At 40.8% G+C, this 16,562-nt stretch carries 18 protein-coding genes and 1 pseudogene; 6 read left to right on the top strand and 13 right to left on the bottom strand.

What is annotated here, in order from left to right:
* Positions 1 to 29: 29 nt before the first annotated feature.
* From V7K79_RS03775 to V7K79_RS03755, 5 genes are all read right to left on the bottom strand, one after another.
* On the bottom strand, positions 30 to 212 hold the full coding sequence (locus tag V7K79_RS03775) for a hypothetical protein (protein ID WP_335044851.1): 183 nt from the start codon (positions 210 to 212) through the stop codon (positions 30 to 32).
* Positions 213 to 519: 307 nt separating this feature from the next.
* The gene (locus tag V7K79_RS03770) at positions 520 to 843 is read right to left on the bottom strand and encodes a type II toxin-antitoxin system HicB family antitoxin (protein WP_335044849.1); all 324 of its coding nucleotides are present in this window, start codon (positions 841 to 843) and stop codon (positions 520 to 522) included.
* Complete coding sequence (locus V7K79_RS03765) at positions 830 to 1,114, bottom strand: type II toxin-antitoxin system HicA family toxin (RefSeq protein ID WP_335044847.1); 285 nt, start codon at positions 1,112 to 1,114, stop codon at positions 830 to 832. The genes V7K79_RS03770 and V7K79_RS03765 overlap by 14 nt, the downstream gene beginning before the upstream one ends.
* Positions 1,115 to 1,180: 66 nt before the next feature.
* Positions 1,181 to 1,321, bottom strand: a complete 141-nt coding sequence (locus V7K79_RS03760; RefSeq protein WP_335044846.1) for a hypothetical protein — start codon at positions 1,319 to 1,321, stop codon at positions 1,181 to 1,183.
* A 231-nt stretch (positions 1,322 to 1,552) separates the two neighbouring features.
* Positions 1,553 to 1,726, bottom strand: a complete 174-nt coding sequence (locus V7K79_RS03755) for a hypothetical protein (RefSeq protein ID WP_335044844.1) — start codon at positions 1,724 to 1,726, stop codon at positions 1,553 to 1,555.
* 209 nt (positions 1,727 to 1,935) lie between these two features.
* Here V7K79_RS03755 and V7K79_RS03750 point away from each other — a divergent pair, with 209 nt between their 5' ends.
* The 3 genes from V7K79_RS03750 to ilvB all read left to right on the top strand — a co-directional run bounded on the left by V7K79_RS03750 (position 1,936) and on the right by ilvB (position 5,947).
* Complete coding sequence (locus tag V7K79_RS03750) at positions 1,936 to 2,508, top strand: hypothetical protein (RefSeq protein ID WP_335044843.1); 573 nt, start codon at positions 1,936 to 1,938, stop codon at positions 2,506 to 2,508.
* A 154-nt stretch (positions 2,509 to 2,662) separates the two neighbouring features.
* Positions 2,663 to 3,925, top strand: coding sequence for an MFS transporter (locus tag V7K79_RS03745; protein WP_335044841.1), 1,263 nt, complete (start codon positions 2,663 to 2,665; stop codon positions 3,923 to 3,925).
* Positions 3,926 to 4,051: 126 nt separating this feature from the next.
* A complete protein-coding gene (gene ilvB, locus V7K79_RS03740) occupies positions 4,052 to 5,947 on the top strand; it encodes a biosynthetic-type acetolactate synthase large subunit (protein WP_335044839.1) in 1,896 nt (631 codons plus the stop codon).
* Between the two features lie 1,042 nt (positions 5,948 to 6,989).
* On the opposite strand, the gene V7K79_RS03735 is transcribed toward ilvB, so the two are convergent.
* The 3 genes and pseudogenes from V7K79_RS03735 to V7K79_RS03725 all read right to left on the bottom strand — a co-directional run.
* Positions 6,990 to 7,253, bottom strand: coding sequence for a hypothetical protein (locus tag V7K79_RS03735; protein ID WP_335044838.1), 264 nt, complete (start codon positions 7,251 to 7,253; stop codon positions 6,990 to 6,992).
* Positions 7,254 to 7,395: 142 nt separating this feature from the next.
* Entirely contained in the window at positions 7,396 to 8,430 is a 1,035-nt protein-coding gene (gene egtD / locus V7K79_RS03730; protein ID WP_335044836.1) for an L-histidine N(alpha)-methyltransferase, read from the bottom strand.
* Between the two features lie 365 nt (positions 8,431 to 8,795).
* Positions 8,796 to 8,876 (bottom strand): annotated as a pseudogene (locus V7K79_RS03725) (ergothioneine biosynthesis protein EgtC); the annotation flags it as partial.
* Between the two features lies 1 nt (position 8,877).
* Here V7K79_RS03725 and V7K79_RS03720 point away from each other — a divergent pair.
* The gene (locus V7K79_RS03720; protein ID WP_335044834.1) at positions 8,878 to 9,639 is read left to right on the top strand and encodes a nucleotidyltransferase domain-containing protein; all 762 of its coding nucleotides are present in this window, start codon (positions 8,878 to 8,880) and stop codon (positions 9,637 to 9,639) included.
* A 136-nt stretch (positions 9,640 to 9,775) separates the two neighbouring features.
* Here the strand turns inward: V7K79_RS03720 and V7K79_RS03715 are convergent, their stop codons facing one another.
* The 3 genes from V7K79_RS03715 to bchM form a co-directional block, all read right to left on the bottom strand.
* The gene (locus V7K79_RS03715) at positions 9,776 to 10,156 is read right to left on the bottom strand and encodes a DUF423 domain-containing protein (protein ID WP_335044951.1); all 381 of its coding nucleotides are present in this window, start codon (positions 10,154 to 10,156) and stop codon (positions 9,776 to 9,778) included.
* Positions 10,157 to 10,236: 80 nt separating this feature from the next.
* Entirely contained in the window at positions 10,237 to 10,716 is a 480-nt protein-coding gene (locus tag V7K79_RS03710) for a hypothetical protein (protein ID WP_335044832.1), read from the bottom strand.
* 204 nt (positions 10,717 to 10,920) lie between these two features.
* Positions 10,921 to 11,607, bottom strand: coding sequence for a magnesium protoporphyrin IX methyltransferase (gene bchM, locus V7K79_RS03705; RefSeq protein ID WP_335044830.1), 687 nt, complete (start codon positions 11,605 to 11,607; stop codon positions 10,921 to 10,923).
* Between the two features lie 326 nt (positions 11,608 to 11,933).
* On the opposite strand from bchM, the gene V7K79_RS03700 reads away from it, so the two are divergent.
* Complete coding sequence (locus V7K79_RS03700; RefSeq protein ID WP_335044829.1) at positions 11,934 to 12,068, top strand: hypothetical protein; 135 nt, start codon at positions 11,934 to 11,936, stop codon at positions 12,066 to 12,068.
* Positions 12,069 to 12,117: 49 nt separating this feature from the next.
* On the opposite strand, the gene V7K79_RS03695 is transcribed toward V7K79_RS03700, so the two are convergent.
* A complete protein-coding gene (locus tag V7K79_RS03695) occupies positions 12,118 to 14,778 on the bottom strand; it encodes a TonB-dependent siderophore receptor (RefSeq protein WP_335044949.1) in 2,661 nt (886 codons plus the stop codon).
* Positions 14,779 to 15,019: 241 nt separating this feature from the next.
* Positions 15,020 to 15,988, bottom strand: a complete 969-nt coding sequence (locus tag V7K79_RS03690; RefSeq protein WP_335044828.1) for a helix-turn-helix transcriptional regulator — start codon at positions 15,986 to 15,988, stop codon at positions 15,020 to 15,022.
* 143 nt (positions 15,989 to 16,131) lie between these two features.
* Between V7K79_RS03690 and V7K79_RS03685 the strand changes: the two genes are divergently transcribed.
* Positions 16,132 to 16,365, top strand: a complete 234-nt coding sequence (locus tag V7K79_RS03685; RefSeq protein ID WP_335044825.1) for a hypothetical protein — start codon at positions 16,132 to 16,134, stop codon at positions 16,363 to 16,365.
* Positions 16,366 to 16,562 lie beyond the last annotated feature (197 nt).

Here is a 16,562-nt window from a genome sequence, read left to right as displayed (position 1 = left end):
GTCAGACACCGAACAAAGTGCAATCACGGTTATTGTCTAAACCGTGACTGAAGATTAGCTGTATCTCTGGCTGTATTAGAACTTTGGCGCGTCCGTGACGGTTGATTTTCATTGTCAGACTGTAGACCCTGTAATCCACAGCCTACAATGTTTCGACACATGATTTGCATGACTGTTTGACCAAGATTAGCGTAGCTTGCCGCCGTAGGCATCGCCCTAATGCCCAATGTCCAATGTCCAAGGTTACGAGAATTGTATTTCTACCTAATGGAGCTATCGTCCGAATTTCTTACCTATCTCATTAACTATGTCAGTTTTTAAAGCTACAGGGTCAATCTGAACATCCAGAACTGTATTGCATTGAAGATTCGGGCATTTGTAAGAAACACAATGGAATTCATTTCCCACGCTTACTTTTCCATTTTTATTGGTTCGATATTTACATAACTAACCAATTATTGGCATTGTGGACATTTCCCGTACATTTGTGTTTCTATTGAGTTTTAACAATTAGCTAATTTAACTAGCATACAAACATAAACTTTTTTCGACCAAAGCGTTAAGGCTTTGCCCCTCTTTCTTTGCTTTAACTACAATTTTTTTGTGTAGTTCAGGATCAATTCTCACCATGAATTTACCTGAAAATGGCTTATCAGGCTCCTCCCCACGTTCTCTACAAAAATCTAAATAATCTTCCACTGAATCAGCCAAAGCTTGCTTTAGCTCATCTACGCTACTGCCTTGAAAAGTAATCACGTCACGAATATTAATTACTTCACCGTGAAAAATTTCTGCTTCAGCGTCAAATTCTACAATTGCCTCATATCCTTTATAATTCATCATTTTCAGTCCCCGTTTTTTTAATCCCCGCTTCTGTCAAAAATCGCCGCATCGACTTAACAGCGCCTTTGTCAGTTTCTTTTTCAGGGTGTGGTCTGTGAAATGTAGCTCTTATATCATTAAGAGCAAATCGGACTCTTGACCCTCTTCCTTCTGACACCTCTGCACCAAGAGCAATTAGTAAAGACTCTATGTCACTCCATAAAATATTGGATCTGGTGGGGTTTTGAAAAAGAGCATCCAAAGTTTTGTGGTGTTTACTGTTAAGTTCCATTTGGATAGTATCACCACATGATACTATCCTTTACTAAATTTGTTACACTTTGCAAAATCTTAAAGATTAAGGATGTTTGTGACCAACACCTAAAAAGCTAAACACTGTCCCGTCGCTGTTGCCATCGCAGTGTAACAAGGTCAGCAGTCGTCGAAACCTGAAAGATTTTTCACAAAGGGCGGCGATCGCACTTCGTAACCCTTTCAAGGGTAGATATTTTCAAATCAAGCAGTAGAGAGGGTGATTTGAAACACATGAGGCTGTGAAATGAAGGTGGGCCAAGGCTCAGGAAAAAAACTACCATTCGGTAATGGAACATGATTAAGAACGGCCGCCTTAATCACTAAAAATCCGCGTCGAAAACAACTTAGAGTACTCCAAGAAATAAATGATCCAGAATTTAAGCAGAGCTAGCAAAGATTTCAACAAACCATTTCTTCAAGTTTGGTAAACGTTGAATTTGTTTTTCAACTTCTGCCATCGCTCAATGTCGTTAGTTTTAACTACCTCCGCCATGAATTGTCGTCGGTCACTTCCCTTGAGCTTTTGTGCTGTCTTGATGTATAACGACCTCAGACTATCACTCAGTTGGATTAAAGATTCTGGAGACATACAGCAGATTGCACAATTATTATTCTCTGAGTCTTCCCGGTTTTTGGATCATTTTTTCCTTGGATTACTCTTACGAGTAATTCTCCGAATCAAATCGGATTGCTATAGCAGATTTAAGTTATTAATACTAAAAGCTGCTAGTACGATATACATCCGACTGTGCAGGCATAAAGATTTCTCTTCCAATACCCAATTTTCAGAATATACAGATGAGTATAATTATTTGCCCTGGAATTCATGAGCCAGATTTAACTGAAAGCTTTAAAGTCGAATTATTAGATATGATTTCTAATGGCGCGATCGCACACAATCCTGCAAACATACTGGTTTATCCGGGTAAAGACGTTTTGGTTTTATCAGCATTGCACATCTTGCAGTTTTTGGGCGACCGCTTAACCAACTCTCTAGAATCACCAATTATATTCATTAGCTTTAGTGCTGGCGTAGTTGGGGCAATAGGGGCAGCACATTTGTGGCAACTCTTGGGTGGTCGTGTCAAAGCGTTTATTGCTATAGATGGATGGGGAGTACCACTACAGGGAAATTTTCCTATTCATCGGATGAGTCATGATTATTTCACCCATTGGAGTTCATGTTTGCTAGGTAGTGGGCAAAATAACTTTTATGCAGAGCCAGCAGTGGATCATTTATCCATTTGGAAATCTCCCCAAACTGTACAAGGTTGTTGGGTAGATTCGTCCATTGAGATTATTCCACCCAAAGGTCGTCTGACAGCAACTGAGTTTTTGCTTATGCTGTTAAAGCACTATGAAGCAAATTAATCCGGACAATGGAGTAAGTAAACAGGAGTTAAGAGTGAGGAGTGATGAAGGGAATAGGTTACAGGTGACAGGAGATAGTCAAGAAAAACTATCCCTTATTCCCTATTCCCTATCCCCATGCCCTATACCCCATCTACCCAAAGAAAGTATCTAAATGTTTCCAACTGAACCTGCTGCTGTTAATAATGGCTTTGGCGCACTGCTAAAAAACCGTGGTTTTATGCTCCTGTGGATTGGGCAACTGCTGTCCCAGTTAGCAGATAAGGTCTTCTTCGTTTTGCTGATTGCTCTGCTGGAGAACTACCCACCGCTTCCAGGGTTGGCACGAAACTCAATGTACTCAACCTTGATGCTGTCGTTTACAATACCAGCAATTTTATTCGGCTCTGCCGGTGGTATCTTTGTTGACCGTTTGCCGAAAAAGCTGATTATGGTTGGCTCAGATATTGTGCGGGGAATATTGACACTGGGTCTTCCCTTATTGCCACGACAGTTCCTGATTTTGTTAATCCTGACTTTTGCCATTTCCACAGTGACGCAGTTTTTTGCACCAGCCGAGCAAGCAGCCATTCCCTTATTGGTGAAGCGAGAGAATTTGTTGGCAGCTAATGCGCTGTTTAGCAGCACGATGATGGGAGCTTTAATTGTTGGCTTTGCAGTAGGAGAGCCGATTTTAAGTTTGGCAAAAAGCTTGATGGGAGAAGAATATGGCCAAGAGTTTGTGGTTGGTGGACTATACATATTATCAGCTGCGATCATGCAGCCGATAAAGTTTAAAGAACCCAAACAACCAAAGGAACATCGAGCATCAAATCACCCTTGGGCTGAATTCACCGAGAGTCTACGCTATCTCAAGAAAAATCCTTTGATCTTAAACGCCATGCTGCAACTGACAACTTTATATTGCGTGTTTGCAGCCTTAACGGTGCTGACGATTCGATTAGCCGAAGAGTTTGGTCTAAAAGAAAAACAGTTTGGCTTTTTCTTGGCAGCAGCAGGGGTGGGTATGGTATTTGGTGCGGCGATTTTAGGTAACTGGGGTGAGAAATTGCATCGTAAGCCCCTACCTTTAATTGGATTTTTGATGATGGCACTAGTTTTAGGGGTATTTACTTTTACGCATAACTTATTGCTGGCGCTAGGACTCTGTGCCTTTTTGGGTATAGGTGCTGCCTTAATTGGTGTCCCGATGCAAACTTTAATTCAACAGCAAACACCACCTACCATGCACGGTAAAGTATTTGGCTTTCAAAATCATGCCGTTAATATCGCTTTGGCGTTACCTCTGGCCATTACTGGGCCCTTAACTGATGCTCTCGGTTTGCGAATTGTGCTGGTAGCAATGAGTGTTGTTGTCGTAGTTGTGGGTGTTTGGGCTTGGCAAAATACCCGTAAAGTCTTGCAAGACATAATTTAACTAATGTAAGCTAATAATCTAGCTTTATATTTAATATAAAAATTAATAAGATTTTGATTGAGCTTTTCAATTAAAATGAAATCTTAACTACAGAATTCAGCATTAACTTTAGCTATAGTCTGAGGTTTGACCGTGCGATCGCTTTCCCCAATTAGTCTCCCACAAACCGAGAATCACAAACAGTCTCGTGCTTCTAACCTGCCAGTCGTCCCCAAACGTGCATCTGGCGGTTTTGCTCTGCTTGACAGCCTTGTTCGCCACGGCGTTGATTATATTTTTGGTTATCCTGGTGGGGCAATCTTACCAATTTACGACGACCTCTATAAGGTGGAAGCAACTGGTGCTATGAAGCACATTCTCGTGAGACACGAGCAAGGCGCAGCCCATGCCGCTGATGGTTATGCCCGTGCCACAGGCAAAGTAGGAGTATGCTTTGGTACCTCTGGCCCAGGAGCAACTAACTTGGTGACAGGCATCGCCACAGCCTACATGGATTCAATCCCGATGATTGTGGTTACAGGACAGGTAGCACGTCCGTCAATTGGTACAGATGCGTTTCAAGAAACCGATATTTACGGGATTACCCTACCAATCGTCAAGCACTCTTATGTAGTGCGCGATCCCAAAGATATGGCGCGAATTGTCGCTGAAGCGTTCCACATAGCTAGTACTGGGCGTCCGGGGCCAGTTTTGATTGATGTCCCTAAAGATGTCGCTTTAGAAGAATTTGACTATGTACCTGTAAAACCAGGTTCAGTAAAGCTACGCGGTTATCGTCCCACTGTAAAGGGAAATCCCCGGCAAATTCATGCCGCGATCCAGTTGATTACTGAAAGTCGCCGTCCGCTATTGTATGTGGGTGGTGGTGCGATCGCCGCTGGTGCCCATGAAGAAATCAAACAACTAGCGGAATTATTCGATATCCCTGTCACCACAACTTTAATGGGGATTGGTGCATTTGACGAACATCATCCCCTAGCTTTGGGAATGTTGGGGATGCACGGTACTGCTTACGCTAACTTTGCCGTTAGTGATTGTGATTTGCTGATTTGCGTCGGCGCTAGATTTGACGATCGCGTTACAGGCAAGTTAGACGAATTCGCCTCCCGCGCCAAAGTAATTCACATCGACATCGATCCGGCAGAAGTCGGCAAAAACCGCATTCCCGAAGTGCCCATCGTTGGTGATGTGCGAAACGTGTTAGTAGACTTGTTGCATCGCTGTAAAGAAGCGGGGATTAAGGCTACACCTAATCAAAACCAAGAGTGGCTGAATCTAATTAACCGTTGGCGTGATGAGTATCCTCTGGTAGTGCCGCAGCATCCCGACAGCATTTCACCCCAAGAAGTAATTGTAGAAGTCAATAGCCAAGCACCCCACGCTTTCTACACCACAGATGTCGGACAACATCAAATGTGGGCAGCACAATTCCTCAAGAATGGCCCAAGGCGCTGGATTTCTAGTGCTGGTTTGGGAACGATGGGTTTTGGCTTACCTGCGGCAATAGGCGCGAAAGTGGCGTTTCCTGATGAAGAAGTCATCTGTATTAGCGGTGATGCTAGTTTCCAAATGTGTTTACAGGAACTAGGAACAGCCGCACAGTATGGAATAAATGTCAAGACAATAATTATCAACAACGGCTGGCAAGGGATGGTGCGCCAGTGGCAGCAAGCCTTTTATGGTGAACGTTACTCGTGCTCCGACATGGAAGTAGGAATGCCAGACGTAGAGTTATTGGCAAAAGCTTATGGCATTAGGGGGATGATAATCAGCGATCGCAGTCAATTAAAAGATGCGATCGCCCAAATGCTGGCACACAAAGGGCCAGTAATCTTAAATGTCCACGTCACTAGAGACGAAAACTGCTATCCAATGGTAGTCCCTGGTAAGAGCAACGCTCAAATGGTCGGCTTACAGAAGCAAGCACCAAAAGCGGCAGCCGAGCCAGTGTATTGTAGCCATTGCAATGCCAAAAATGCTCCCACCCACAATTTTTGTGCTGAGTGTGGGACAAAGCTGTAACGCTTTTTGATAATTCAGACTAGAGAAGTAAGGGAGCAAAAAGAATGGGAGAAAGATGCTGAAATTTCCCCTAATTCTTGCCCCCTTTCTTCTTGCGTAGGCATTACTTAATCTTCTTAATTAGGTTGAGGTATAGCCGTAGTCACATAGGTTAGGACATAAGGATGGGGTGAAAGAAGAGAGTTAGCAATAGTTTTACCTCCTGCCCTCTGCCTCCTGCCCTCTGCCTCCTGCCCTCTACCTCCTGCCCTCTGCCTCCTGCCCTCTGCCTCCTGCCTCCTGCCTCCTGCTATAACAGTTTATTTCCTGGTTCTTTTCTCTTTTGCAAAATATTTTGTTAAATCACAGATTCTTGCATAATTTCCTCTCTGAAAAGCTGTGTAATCAAATTTTTGTCCAACTGTTAACCAGTTAAAACCTGTATATAAGCTGATATATTCTGAAAACTACTTCATCAAACTTGGGTTTTATTAAAAATTCATATACTTTTTGCTTTAGTTAGTTAAATATGCGAGTTAGAGTTGATTTTATATAAATTAGTTTTTTAAAAATTTCAGTAACATTCCTCTTTTATTTAAAGGTTAAATACAAATAAAATATTAATAGTTGTGGTGGCTTAGTTAATTAAAAAACATCAATAATTATAGGTGTATCTTTTTGCTAACTTTATTTCAAGCAGATTCAGTAGTCTTAAAATAATCGTTCTCTTTCTTTTTACAAAAGAGAGTTTAGCTTCCTCTTGACTGAGGAAAATTAAATTGCTGTTAGCGGACTAATCTACTAAGCATTAATAGTCTGTTCATTTAGAAATTGCTGTGTTCAAGTTTTATTAGAAAACAGCGTCATAATTTCTATGGGAAAATTGCAGTTTTATTTCTAACTGAGAATAAACACAACTTCTTTAAGCTTTGAATATTTATCAACCCATTTTACCAATCTCTATGCAACAATATATTTCTCATCTGCTCCTACTGATATTAGGAACAAGTTCAATTTTCCTAGTTACTCCATCTCAAGCTCAAACTCCGGTAAAAACCAACAGTCAAAATCCTGAGAATGTTACTACCATATCTTCAAGTTCACCTTTAGCTACCCAATTGAGTGATTTTGCCAATTCTACTAATAGCAAACCACCTCTCCTTTCTGAAGCAACTAATAACTCTTCTGATACTAATGCTAATATAACAGCAAATAAGCCTCGTCCACGGGTTCCTATATTCAGCAGAATTTTTGCCGCACCTTTGATGCAGCAATAATTAGCAGCTAAACATTTAGTTTGCTTGCTTGGGTTGATCGGAATTTGCACTCATACGTTTTAACCTCTCTCCTAAAAGGAGAGAGGCTTTAAGTGTTACTTCTTAATGCTTGTAGGGAAAAGCTGTTTTTGTTTGAGATATATTGGACTCAACTGAGAACCTCTATATATATGAGTCATACTCTAATTTGCTTTATGCTTGCAGCTGACAGAGCATTAAGCCAAACCATTGATTTGGATCTCTCCACACATGAATAGGTAATAAACCTTGTGCAGTTAGTTGCTGTTTGATAGTATTAAGGTCAAATTTGCGAGAAATTTCAGTGAGGATAGTCTCACCTGGTGCAAAATTAACCTTAAGATTAAGAGCGCGTAATTCTACAATTTGCGATCGCAGGCTGCATAAATGCATTTCTATTTGATGCTCACTTTCATTGTAAAATGCTCGGTGTTCAAACTGGGTTGTGTCAAAGTTACCCTCAAATCGCTGATTTAAATGTTCCAGCATATTGAGGTTAAATGCAGCTGTCACTCCCTGGCTGTCGTTATAAGCTGGTTCCAATATCTGTTTTGGCTTTTGTAAATCTATCCCCAATAAAAAATACTCACCTACTTGTAGAGCATTGGTAATTTGAGAGAAGAAGACATCACACTCATCAGGGGTAAGATTACCTAAACTGCTACCAATAAAACAAATCATCCGACTGGGTAATTGCGTCGGTAGGAGTTTTGCAAGGGCTAATTCATAGGTTCCCGCTAGTGCATAAACTTGGAGTAAGGGATAATCTTCTAATAACTGCTTGGCACTACTTTCTAACATACCCGCAGATACATCAATTGGTAGGTAATGCAGAGGATAGCTTAGTTGCTGGTAGGCATCTAGTAAAACGCGGGTTTTACTAGAACTACCACTGCCAAGTTCTACCAATTCACAAACACCAGTTATCTTAGCAATTTCACCAGCATACTGCTGTAAAATCTTTGTTTCTGTGCGTGTAAGATAATATTCTGGTAAATCACAGATTTGCTCAAACAGATTAGAACCACGGTCATCATAAAAGTAACAAGGGGGTAGAGATTTAGGTGTTTGAGTTAATCCCTTCACCACATCACTCCCAGCACTAGGTGCAAGTATTTGAGTTGCTTCTATCAAACGCTCTATCTGCAAACGTTTTTCAACGTTGCTTTGAGAAGTAACCTTGCTGTTAACAGCTTTAGATATCGACATGAAACCTCCGTTTGCTCGGCGTAATAGGTTACTTTGATAGCAGACCTTTACCCCAATCAGTGAAACACATAGCTATAGCTAATAAAATCATGCTTAAGCAACATACCTCAAGCTTTAAAGTATTTTTCGACATTTTCTCCTCAGAATAATCGCAAGTAAGCACCTAAGTGCTATGTTCTAGCAGCGATAAAGATTTGATATAGGTAACATGAGCCAACAGCAGATTAAGTCAGAATGAGGTTGATTAGAGAATGTGGCTTCGTCCATATCTTGAAATAGCGCAAAAGTTTTCGAGCGAAATTTATCGAAGGCTAGCCACCTGCATTTACTACCCCAAAGGTTATTTCACGGGGTTGATAACTCTAGACCATAAGTGAGTGTTCTGGTTTATACAGAAGATGTTCTAAAGAAATAGGCGAACTGAGGTAAGCAAGTAAACGGCACATTATGAATATTCCAACTTCTATCAACACAATTATTAGGCAACAGCCTTACCCACTTTTATTCACTATCATTAGTGGTTCCCACTTATATGGTTTTCCTTCACCTGATTCTGATTATGACTTACGTGGTGTGCATATTTTACCAATTCAAGAAATAGTCGGATTAAAGACTAAAAATGAAACTATTGAAGTTTCAGAAGTTCGCGAATCTTTAGAGATTGATTTAGTCACTCATGATGTCAAAAAATTCTTTCTGATGTTACTTAAAAAGAATGGTTATGTGTTAGAACAATTGTATTCTCCTTTAATATTAACAACTTCACCTGAACATAAGGAATTGAAAATTATTGCTAAAAATTGTATTACTCGTCATCATAGCTACCATTATATTGGTTTTGCCGCAACACAATGGAAACTTTTTGAAAAAGAACATACCTATAGAATTAAGCCATTGCTTTATGTTTATCGAGTCCTATTAACAGGAATTCACCTGATGGAAACAGGGATAATTGAAGCTAACTTAATTAATCTAAATGAGGTTTTTAACTTATCACATATTTCTGATTTGGTCGCTCAAAAAATAGCAGGTACAGAAAAGTCTATATTGTCAGATATTAATGTAGATTTTCATCAAAGAGAATATGAACGTCTGCGTAATAAATTACAGGAGGCATATCAATATAGCCTATTACCTGAAACGCCTTCAGCTAATGCATATCTGGATGATTTATTAATACACTTGAGAACAAAGAGCTATAAATTATAAGTTTTTAACTCAATTTTTGGCCATTAAAATAATAAGTATACCATAGCATATTTTTATAGAATATGTTGTAAAAATTAGGTAAATGCTCTGATAAAAAATGGAGTTAAGAGTTTTTAACTCTTAACTCCTAACTTTTTTACAACTTCAAATTCCAAGCAGCAAAAGCTAAAGCACCCCAACCGGCAAGAAAGGCTGCACCACCTATTGGTGCGATCGCTCCCAAGGATTTGATACCGCTTAAGCTAAGAGCGTACAAGCTACCGGAGAAAAGAGCTATACCAATGATAAACAGCCATCCACTGGCGATGAGAATGGGTTGAGGGGACTCGGTACGACTAATTAGGATTGCTACTAAAAAAAGTGCTAGAGCATGATACATTTGGTAACGAGCGCCAGTTTCAAAAATTTCTAGCGATCGCTCACTAATTTTTTCCCGCAAGGCATGGGAAGCAAAAGCACCACTAGCAACCGACAAACCGCCTAAAATGGCAGCTACGCTCAAAAAAATCTGCGTCATTAGACCTAGCTGTAAGTTGGTAAAGTAGTCATTAGTCATCAGTGAATAACAAATGACAAAGGACAAATGACTAATGACAATTAGACATCAAAATGATATGATACAGCCCCTTCTTCGTTCACCTTAAAATTTGCATTGAATTCTTTAGCTTTTTGATCTAAATATTGTCTGGCGTGGGCTGCGGGTAGTTGTGACTGCATGGCAAAACCTAAAACAGTTACGCGTCCGTGATTTTCTTGTAGCATCTCATAAAAAATCGATTGTAAGCGATCGCTAACTTGTTGCTTGATCGCCTTTTTTTCCTGCCGACTTTGACGGTACAATCCCAATGCTAACCATGTACCTAGTGTTAAGGTAGGAACGCCAAAAATTAGACCGCCAGCAGCAGCATTATTATCTTCATAACTAGCATTCGGTGCGTTATACTCATACTCACCCGTGGGTGTTGTGATGGCTTTACGTGTAGCAAATTTTTCTAATGTCGCTGTTGCTGATAGAGTTACAAACATGAATCCGAGTGTCAATAGCCAACCAGCAGCTAATTTTTCAGCAGTCTTCATAGTTTCACTTCAGATTTACACTTTGTTTGCGATTTTAACCTTACTTTCACAAAGATTCCAATATATCAATTTACTCCCAGTAACAGTTTATTTAAAGAAAAAACAAAGCTTGATGCCAACGCAATATCCACCATATCTCAGGTTTGAGATGTCAAATCGCAGCAAGATATTTATTATACCTTTGCTGCGATTTTAAATTTCATCCTAATTGCGTGTAGCTTCCAGTAGGCAAGAAAAATAGAAGCGAGTCTTCGTCATTGCCCGTCGTTGCAATGAAAAGCCATTACTTTCCAATATTTTCACCACATCAGCCTCACGATGCAAATATGCACGAGTGGCTTTACTTGGTCCAGGAAAGAAACTACCAATTTTCTTGAGTATACTCAAGGCGCAGGTCTTCGGCGCAAAACTGAGAATTATTCGTGACTGTGCCAAAGAACAGAGGTGAGATATCATCTTATCGGCTTTTTCTTGAGGGTAATGGATGAGAACATCTAGGCAAATAACGGTATGGTAGTTACCATTCAATGATTCCAAATCCTGCACAGCAAAAGTGGGATTTTCGGCATTTCCCAAAGTTTGCTTTGCTCTATTCCTGCCTTCTTCTACCATTTTTTCGGAAATATCGGTGGCATAGACTTTGGCACCATCTACTGCTAGGGGAATGCTGAGACTACCGACACCACACCCAGCATCACAGATTGATAGCTCTGGTAAATTGTTATCAGCCTTTAGCCAACTGAGAACTGTATCCACAGTTTGCTGGTGTCCATTGCGGATATCTAATTGGACTTTGTTGACTTCGCCATCGCCGTAGATTCGTTTCCAACGGTCAAACCCTATGGAATTGAAATACTCGCGAACAATCGTTTTGTCGTCGGCTGCATTCATAAACTTCGATTTTTAGGAGTTCTCAATGCTTAAAATTATCATTGATAGGAATCCATAAGAGCGGTCTTCCAGAATTTTCTAGATGATAATTCACCGATAAGCAAGGATACTTTCGTACACAGTCTATATATATTTTTGTAACTGGCGCAAAAACAAGACATGGTTGCACATTCACGATAGTCTGCCTTGATAGACAAGAATCAAACTCCAACGCCATCCAAGTTTTTCGCGATGTTTGATAACCCGTAGGTGTAGCCTGCCGCAAGCACACTTATATGGCATAAATGAGAACTATTATTAATAATTTATTGTCAAGGAGTTTCTAGATGAAGTTAAGCATCCAGGCGGAAAACATCTTGGATGCGATCGCGCTCCAGAGTCGAAAAGTGTTTCATCCCGGCGATGGTGGAAAACTCTCCTCGCCTATAAGCTTGTTCTCTCTAATCTATTACGTTACCTAGTGAATGCTCTACGCTTCAATCCGTTAAGATGAAGCGTAGGATACCCAGTTCAAAACTGCCAGGAAATTGTGCCCTTTATTGTCAGGGGATCGCCAGGTATAATCCGATTTACGTTTTGTGCAGAGACAAAATAATCACTGTCGAACAAATTCTTGATATTGATCGCAGCTCGGTAATTGTCCCGCTTATAATAAATAGCTGCATCTGTGCGTACATAACTAGGTAACTCAACCGTGTTGTCTAAGTCGGCTTGCCGGTTTCCGTAGTAAAAGGCTCCTACACCGAAACCTAATCCTTTTAAACTGCCGGATTTAATTTCGTAAGTTGTCCATAAGTTGAGCGCATGTCTCGGCACATTATTCAGTTGATTACCGACTGGTAAGTCGTTGTCTTCTGTGATTACTGCATCAGTGTAGGCATAGCCAGCAATGATGTTCCACCCCGGCGAGATTTCGCCAGAAATATCAAATTCAATCCCACGACTGCGCTGTTCCCCAACTATAATTGTTAATCGAGGATCATTTGGATCTGACGTTGGCAGATTGCTGCGAGTCAAATCATAAAATGCCAAGGTAGCAGCTAATCGGTCAGTCAAATCTGCTTTAACCCCGATTTCATACTGCGTTCCTCGCTCCGGTTCCGATGGAGCTGCACCCAATGGATATAGCCCCTGACTGAATGAACGGCTATAGCTGGCGTAGAGTGAGATCGGTTTAATCGGCTGGTAAACAATGCCAACACGGGGGCTAAAAGCTTCTGCTTGCTTAAAGTCGGTTGTCTGGTTCAATAAATCCTGAAACTCTTGATTGGCAATATCAAAGCGTCCACCCAAAAGTACTTTCAAGTTTTCTGCTACGGTAATTTGATCCTGAAGGTAAAAACCTAATTGTTGGATCGTATTTTTGATATCAAAATCTGGAAGACTAGCTTTTGTAGCAGTTCCATACACAGGATTGAAAACATCGAGAGGAGTAGTGCGATTAAAAAGAGCTTTGGAATTAGTGTCAGTTTTATTCAAGTTAAATCCAGCGACTACCTCATGCTTGATACTACCTGTTGTCAACTTAGCGACCACATAATTGTCTAGATTATAATTATTTTCATCGAAGTCAAAATTCTCAACGCCTCTATCTATGGTACGCAAATTATCTTGTAATCCCAAAGGAGCCACAATATTTCGTTTTAGGCGATACAAAGAAGTCTGAAAAACGCTACGCGCTTGCCAATTTTCACTAAAGCGATGTTCAAAGTTATAACCAATCCGAAATGCACCATTAGAGGTGTCATTCAAATTAGGCTCACTTAAAAAACGATTACGAGGAATTCTTCCATTGGGGTTAGGCAGGACGCTTCCCTGTGCGGGTATCCCAAAATCATAGGGACCCTCTGCAAGGGAATAGCTTGCTTCTAGGGTCAGTTTTGTTCTGTCACTAATTTGCCAGCTGATAGTAGGTGCAATTAGATATTGCTGTTGATCATAGAAATCAATAAAGCTTTCGTTCGTTCCAGCAGAAGCATTCAGGCGATACAACACCGTTTTACTATCATTCAACGGACCGGATAAATCAATTGCACCGCTATAGGAATTGTAGCTACCAATAGAAGTTTCTACGAAGTAGAATGGATCGCGCAATGGTTGCTTCGTTACTAAGTTGACTTGGCCGCTGAGTCCGCCTTGACCGAATAAAACCGAAGCGGGTCCTTTGAGCACTTCAACGCGCTCAATATTTGAGCCAAACCCAACACTCCCGATTGAACGGTCTTGTATCCCATTGACTAGAGTCTCCGAAAAAGCATCAAAGCCGCGAATATTAATGACATTAAGAGGATCGCGAGGGCTTCTACCTCCTAGCACAACACCCGGCACATTTTTTAACACATCTGTGAGACGAGTTGCTTGCTGGTCTTTAATGACCTGTTGCGGTACCACCTGAATCGACTGGGGAATATCACGCAAAGGTGTGTCAGTTCGAGTGCCTATACTACTATCAGGTACGCTATAGCCGTCTTGCTCACCTGTCACGACTAATTCAATCGGCTCATCACCCTGTGGTGTCTGGGTTGGTGTTTCACTCGCTGGCTGCTGTTGCTGAGGCTGTTGTGGTGGAGATGTTGCAATTGCAGCAGAAGTTATACCAAAAACTAAACCTGCATCATCATCAAGTAGCTCAACTGTTGGTAAAGCCGCAACACCCATCACCGTCACTCGCACAGTATTTTCATTGATATTTGTAACTGTAATTTCAGTAATTCCCGCACTTGGTTTCTCCGAACGAAATGTAAAAGCATCGCCTGATGGTAAACGCAACTGCCCACCAGATACATCGACGATAAAATTATTACCCGTACTCCGATTTGTAACTTGCAGTTGAGTACCAACAGCTGTCTCTAAAATCACCTCTATGCCTTGGGGAGTGGGATTGGCTTTAACTCCAGTAATTGGTATAACTGAACTTCCTTGAGAAGGAGGGTTATTTGGTACTGGCGACTGCACTAGCATTCTAGCGCTAGTGCTGGGGCGCTCAACTTCACTCAATTGTTGAATTTTTCGAGTCAGCAGTTTTATATTTTCCTGGCTTTGAACTTCCTGCTTCCCAACCGTTGATTTAATTTCTGCCCATCCAGGTTCAATGGCAACAGTACTCAAGCATCCTGATAGACTAACTAAAAACCACAGTCGAATATTAACAAATAACCACCAACGCTTCATCACAACTCCTGACACCAGCTTGCAGAACTTTGCTTAATTAATCCGCTTTGCAGTCATACCTTTTAATACTTGCCACTTGCAAGGAGAAACACGAAAATCCGTTCCCTGCTTGTTGAAGCAGAGTTCTCAGGTAATATGAATCCATTTTTTCAGACCAAAAATGGATTAGTGCAAATCGTTTCTAATTCAATGAAGCTGAGTATAGAGAATTAATGGCAACTGTGTCTACTCAAAAACCGCATCACGATCCCAAAACCGACTTTTTACCAATTAAACTTTGACTCGGTGTAATCCCGAACCTGCGTTTGAAAGCAGCTGCAAAGTGTCCCAGATTAGAATAGCCAATTCGATTACCAACCTCAGCAATAGTCATGTTTCCTTGACGCAATAACTGTTCTGCCCATTCCATACGTTTCTCACTTAGGTAGCTAAATGCTGTTTTGCCAAACAGTTCTTGAAATCCACGTTGCAGGGTGCGATCGCTTACTCCCACCATTTGCGACAATTCCAGTATTGATGGCGGATTTTCCAAACGGGAGCGCAAGATTTCTCTAGCATGATGAATGCAGGCGATAGTTTCTGGCTTCAATCGTGGCGGCGGTTGCAGTTCCCCTTTATCTGCCAAGATTGGAGTTAATTGCAAGCGGATCAGTTCTTGCACTCTCGTCTGCAAAAACATCCGCTTGGTGATTCCTTGATAGGGACAGTTAATGATTTGCTGTGCCACACAGTTGATAGCAGCAGTCTTTTTGAACTCTAGCATTGTCTGCCAATCATCACCCTTTGCTAGTAGGCTGAACTGAGAAGGAATTTCGCCGTCCACTGTCGGGAAAAAAGTTCCCAATAGTTCAGGTAGCAGATGAATCTCAATGCTGACAATCCGTTGGAATTTCGGAGTCTCTAAAGTAAATTGGCGTTGAACGCCAGCACCAGAGATCAGTGTATCGTCTGTGGTATTTCCTAAAAGCCAGACACAAAATTGTAGTGAATGATTCCATTCAGGAATTTTCAGCAATACATCATCGTGATATTCATAATCTCTAATTGTCAGCCAGAGATCGGGATACACTTTAATCTCTCGCCTATAGCCTTTGCCAAGAAGTGTTGGCATTTGACAAATAAATTCGTCAGGTTCTGGGTTTTGCAGGCTGTTCATTTCAGCTTCGTCCCACAGTTCCCATTCCTCATTCATCGTCAAACTAATTGTCATAACTACTGTTAATTAATGATATTTTTTATCAAAAATTTTATCGCATATTACCTTCACTCTTGATTAAAAATATTACAGATTCTAAATAAATTCTTGAAAATGATTTATATTAAGCTCAAATTTTGTCCAATCTGCGATCGCCGATGCTCATATCAGAAAGTGCAGATATCTTTAGCTTGACTTTATCCAAAAATAAGACTGGGTTTTCTTTATCCGGCAAAAACCCTAGCTTTTTGGCAAATACTTTTTCCACCTCACAGATTATCGATGAAGTTAAAAAAGTAAAACTAATGTCCCATAAAGGTTTCAGTTTAAGCGATCGTGCAACAACTCCGCAGGAGTATCGTGTTGGGAAAAAATGGATAAAGTTGAGCTAATGAGTATGAATTGATGGTAAGAATTCAGCACTTCTTGAGTCAGAAGTCAGAATTTAAAAGGAATGCAGTACGATAGGAAAATTTATGTATGAAGTATTATTCTGATTCTTTAAGTATTCTGACTGCTGAATTCTGCCTCCTGAATTCTTACAATTGATGAGCTATATACTTAGAAAGGACACAGGAGGATAATGGGG

The organism is Nostoc sp. (assembly GCF_036917575.1).
In the GTDB taxonomy this organism is placed as follows: Bacteria; Cyanobacteriota; Cyanobacteriia; order Cyanobacteriales; family Nostocaceae; genus Nostoc.
The sequence above is the reverse complement of the archived record's forward strand: the minus strand, read 5'-3'. Positions and strand labels throughout refer to the sequence as shown.

Coding starts and splice junctions, on each gene's coding strand:
- V7K79_RS03775 (WP_335044851.1), bottom strand. CDS start 212: ATGCCTACGGCGGCAAGCTACGCTAATCTTGGTCAAACAGTCATGCAA.
- V7K79_RS03770 (WP_335044849.1), bottom strand. CDS start 843: ATGATGAATTATAAAGGATATGAGGCAATTGTAGAATTTGACGCTGAA.
- V7K79_RS03765 (WP_335044847.1), bottom strand. CDS start 1,114: ATGGAACTTAACAGTAAACACCACAAAACTTTGGATGCTCTTTTTCAA.
- V7K79_RS03755 (WP_335044844.1), bottom strand. CDS start 1,726: ATGTCTCCAGAATCTTTAATCCAACTGAGTGATAGTCTGAGGTCGTTA.
- V7K79_RS03750 (WP_335044843.1), top strand. CDS start 1,936: ATGAGTATAATTATTTGCCCTGGAATTCATGAGCCAGATTTAACTGAA.
- V7K79_RS03745 (WP_335044841.1), top strand. CDS start 2,663: ATGTTTCCAACTGAACCTGCTGCTGTTAATAATGGCTTTGGCGCACTG.
- egtD (WP_335044836.1), bottom strand. CDS start 8,430: ATGTCGATATCTAAAGCTGTTAACAGCAAGGTTACTTCTCAAAGCAAC.
- V7K79_RS03720 (WP_335044834.1), top strand. CDS start 8,878: ATGAATATTCCAACTTCTATCAACACAATTATTAGGCAACAGCCTTAC.
- V7K79_RS03715 (WP_335044951.1), bottom strand. CDS start 10,156: ATGACGCAGATTTTTTTGAGCGTAGCTGCCATTTTAGGCGGTTTGTCG.
- V7K79_RS03710 (WP_335044832.1), bottom strand. CDS start 10,716: ATGAAGACTGCTGAAAAATTAGCTGCTGGTTGGCTATTGACACTCGGA.
- bchM (WP_335044830.1), bottom strand. CDS start 11,607: ATGAATGCAGCCGACGACAAAACGATTGTTCGCGAGTATTTCAATTCC.
- V7K79_RS03700 (WP_335044829.1), top strand. CDS start 11,934: ATGAAGTTAAGCATCCAGGCGGAAAACATCTTGGATGCGATCGCGCTC.
- V7K79_RS03695 (WP_335044949.1), bottom strand. CDS start 14,778: ATGAAGCGTTGGTGGTTATTTGTTAATATTCGACTGTGGTTTTTAGTT.
- V7K79_RS03690 (WP_335044828.1), bottom strand. CDS start 15,988: ATGACAATTAGTTTGACGATGAATGAGGAATGGGAACTGTGGGACGAA.
- V7K79_RS03685 (WP_335044825.1), top strand. CDS start 16,132: ATGCTCATATCAGAAAGTGCAGATATCTTTAGCTTGACTTTATCCAAA.